The sequence below is a fragment of the Paraglaciecola sp. genome (assembly GCF_030730205.1).
In the GTDB taxonomy this organism is placed as follows: Bacteria; Pseudomonadota; Gammaproteobacteria; order Enterobacterales; family Alteromonadaceae; genus Paraglaciecola.
In genome coordinates this window covers 1-4,068 of sequence record NZ_JANQVQ010000105.1, presented here as the reverse complement: position 1 = coordinate 4,068, position 4,068 = coordinate 1, and the positions used below count along the sequence as shown (strand labels likewise).

The window sequence follows — 4,068 nt, the reverse complement described above, 5'->3', positions numbered from 1 at the left end:
ACTACAGTCGTCATGTTTAGTTAGCTCGCTTAAACACTGACTAATTGGTCACTACATTAGCAGCGATAGCAATTTGATAAACAATCTGAGTAATATCTTTAACCGCTTGCAACAACTTGGTGTCGATTTTTGGCAGAACCAAAACTTGATCGCCCGGCGATAGTTTGTTTTTATCACTTGCGCCAAACCATTCACCGTCATGCACTGATACAAACGTGGTTAAGCCATTGGCATGTACGATGGCGATACGTTCGTCTTGTGCACGTTCGCTAAAACCGCCTGCCCAGGCTACGTAATCACCAATTGTTGCGTTGGGGTTGTATACAATGGCCTGAGGCAGAAGCACTTCACCGGCGACTTGGATTAAGTCGGTATGCGGTGGAATAATAATCTCATCGCCTTGCTCAAGTCGAATATTCGCTACTAAGCCATTTTCTGAAACAATCACCTTACCCAAAGGCTCTATTTGACGGGCTCGGGCAACAAATTCAGACACTAATTGTGCTTCTTGAGCACGAATTCGGGCTTCGCCATCTGATGAAGCAGGAGCAGTGAATATGCTTCGTTCAAGCCGATTGAGTGACTCGTCAATTAAGGCTTTTTGCTGTTCAATAACAGTCTTGCGCTTAATATAGATTGCCCCGTAATTGGCTTGTTTGGGATCAACTTCTACGTAGCTGAGTAAATCGAGTAATCGGGTGTTTTTTTCGACTGTATAAAACGATGGACCTTTATAACTACCAGAGATCTGAACACTGATTACATTTGCTCTTATGTCATCATTAAATAAAACGGTGTCACCATCCGTCACTGTAAACTGAGTAAATTCAACAACAGGAAGGTATACCGAAATTGGACCATCTTGTCGGTTACCCGTCACAGCAACGTGGCTCGTTTTACTGAGCGGGCGAGCGTAATAGACTAAGTCTTGCCCACTTGAATTGTTTTCTTCGAGTTCAAAGCGAAATGGATAACGGGCAGCGCCTTCAACTGTCACCATAGCGCCCTGTTCTGCGACAAAAATGACATCTTCGTCTTTAAATGAAAATGTACTCAATTTGCCTTCTTTCAAAAAGTCATACAAATCATACTCGATTTCAGTTTTACCGTTTCGCATGACTTTAATAGTGCGGTAACTACCGCGATGAGGATCAATGCCGCCCGCTTGTTTTAAAAAAAACAATAAAGAATCTGAAGCTAAGCCTGCATACTGACCAGGTCTTAATACCGGCCCTGCAACGTAAACACTCACTGGCGTAGCGGTAAGTAAATTGACATAAACACTGACATTGTTGGTATAAACAGATTTAATGCTCTGCGTGACCACGTTATTTATTTGCTTGGCTGGAACGTCTTTGACCTTCACTGGTCCCACGTCAGGAATAAATATATTACCCTGATTATCAACAGTAACAACTTGGGCATTATTAACTGTGCCCCACATCTGCACCGATATTTTGTCACCTGGTGAAACCAAATAGGAAGGGTTAAGCCCATCGCTGCGCTCAGCTGAAAAACCGCCCTCGAATAGGTTAGCCCCAAACGGAGGTGGCAGGCCCTCTTCTCCTGCTGGCATTGGTCCATAAACACCCGAGTTGTTGGCTGTATTGCCTCTGCCTATGCTTTTACCGTTCGATTGCATGTACTGTGATACATCGACTCGTTGGCTTTGGCTGGCTTGCCTTGCTTGTTCCAATTGTTCGGCTGTGGCAGCGTCTTGCGCATAATTAGCACCCGAAAAGCTCATCAAGAAGAGGACGCTAAAGCGATAAATAGTGGTTGTAAGGGTGTTTTTCACGAATAATTTTCCAACTTTTTATTTTTCGACATATTCAGAAATAACAGGCTTTATGAAACGCCATTGCTCTGATGCGTGTTCTTGGCAAACCACACGCGTTAGCTCTTGCTGTAAAAACACTTTGCGACATTGCTGTCCGGCAGCAGAGAAGAAGAGTTCACCTAGTTGTGCATCTTGTGCATTAATTTCGATAGTTGTACCTGAACGGTTTTGAGAAAGGGAAGCCCAAGCATCTTGTGAAACAATATCAAAATCTTGTTGAAAGCTATGTTCGACTAAAGGACGCTTTGCCACCGGTTGCTTGATCCCAGCACACCCCTGCAGCGAGCCTAATACGAGAAGTAATAAAAAAAGGGTTTTCATAAACAGCATTCGACCTGAAAAAAGAGTGCAAATACTAACTCGATAGTTAGCATTTGCAAAGGTTGATAAAAAAGAAGGGATAAACAACGAACGAAGGCATTATAAAACTGAGGAAGCGTTGTTTCCTCGCACGAAGCGCAGAATAGTCCAGATATTTTGCAAAGCAAAACTGTATACAAACAGCGTCACTAAAAAGCCAGAAAACATGATAACTTCTGACACTTTCAAAATTTCACCTAAAATACCAATACCGGCACACGTAGCTCCCATCAACAAAATAGCCGCTAATGCTCTTCGTGAAGATAAGCCAGCACGCATAAAAATATTATGTAAATGTTGTTTGTCTGGTCTGAGCATCGACTGGCCTTTTCGCCATCTGCGATACATGATTGCAGCCATATCCATTAGAGGCAGACCAATCAGCCAAACCGCAGTAACAGGCCGCATTGCCACTTCGTCGCCTTGAGTGTATTCAACAAGTAACCAGACGATAGTTAAACCGACAAACATACTGCCACTGTCACCCATAAATATTTTATTGCCTTTGAACCCTTTCCAACTGAGGTTAAAAGCCAAAAACGGCACTATCGCACCAATCACAACCATTGGGCCCATGATTGCTTTACCGTTGTTGGATATGAGTAGTAAAAACACGACACTAAGCAGAACAACTAAACTCATGCCGCCTGCCAAACCATCAATACCGTCAATCATGTTGAACGCATTTATTACACCAACAACACAAATTAAAGTGAAGAAATAACCAAAAATCTCGAAGGAAATAGAGCCGAAACCTAACAAATCACCCAAGCTCGTAATATAGTTTTGCGCACTCCAAGCCATGATAGCAGCAACGCCAAACTGACACATTAATCTGCCTTTGGGGCTAAGATCGAACATATCGTCTAACATGCCTAAGAGTATTATAAATGCTGATGCGGTAAAAAATAATGAACCGTTCTTGATCCATACATCTGTCGCAACACTAGCAATCAGTACTGCACCAAAAATGGCCACACCACCCGTTAAGGGCACCATACCCTTATGATTTTTGCGCTCGGTTGGATGATCGACTAACCCCAGCTTGTGAGCTAGCGGCGTCATAATGACCAGTAAAATTACCGCAACAAAAAAAGCGGTAAATACTGCGATAAATAATGGAACGAATTCCAAATGTGTGAACATATCCTACGTTTTCCCTGCTTTTACCGCTGTTTTTTAATAACTAGCAATAATCAAGCCTCAATATCTTATTTTAGAATCAACCCAGCAACCTCGACTCAAAAAATAGTATTTTTCGACCAGTCATCTACGTTAAACAGTAATTTAAATCTCTGTTTTAACTTAATTTGCTACCTTTATAAAACACATTCCGATTTTTGCTAAGGGTAACAAAATGTGACGTATCTTAGCCAGCAAATTAGTGTTAATTCTTTTCGTTAAATTGTTTCTAAAGTGCTACATTTTGTAACCAAAACGCCTAAAGTCACTAAGCATGCCGTTTAACGTTAATATTCATAACGCACTGGCTCACAAATCAAACAGTTTTAAGCTGCTTCACTGTAGAATTAAGCACGTTAGTTTACCTGATTTGTTAAACCTGCACCAATTTAGTTATTTGAATCGCACCCTTTTGGTGTCTTTATTCACCACATTGAGTCAGTGAGCAAAATTAAGACAACTTATACCCCTTTGCCTTGTTGAATCGAGTAAAAAAAATCCATTTTTGCTGCCATAGTTGTTTTACTGGGTTAGCTCTAGTATAAAACGCACAACGCCTACTCGATTTTCTCTGTGATGTTCAGCCGCTTAACGTTATTCACGCTTTAGTGGCGGTCTAAAGAAATGATAATAGGTACATTAATAATAAAAATTAAAGGCAATTTTGATGACGACAGAAACAACAA

3 protein-coding genes are annotated in these 4,068 nt (G+C 41.4%); all 3 read right to left on the bottom strand.

Annotation, left to right across the window (positions count from 1 at the left end; all coding sequences use genetic code 11):
• Positions 1 to 40: 40 nt before the first annotated feature.
• Positions 41 to 1,747, bottom strand: coding sequence for a polysaccharide biosynthesis/export family protein (locus tag NWQ57_RS08225; protein WP_372340901.1), 1,707 nt, complete (start codon positions 1,745 to 1,747; stop codon positions 41 to 43).
• A 69-nt stretch (positions 1,748 to 1,816) separates the two neighbouring features.
• A complete protein-coding gene (locus NWQ57_RS08220; RefSeq protein ID WP_306021662.1) occupies positions 1,817 to 2,161 on the bottom strand; it encodes a hypothetical protein in 345 nt (114 codons plus the stop codon).
• 99 nt (positions 2,162 to 2,260) lie between these two features.
• Positions 2,261 to 3,346 carry a UDP-N-acetylglucosamine--undecaprenyl-phosphate N-acetylglucosaminephosphotransferase gene (wecA, locus tag NWQ57_RS08215; protein ID WP_306021661.1) on the bottom strand — a complete coding sequence of 362 codons (1,086 nt, stop codon included), beginning with the start codon at positions 3,344 to 3,346 and terminating at the stop codon, positions 2,261 to 2,263.
• Between the last annotated feature and the right edge of the window lie 722 nt (positions 3,347 to 4,068).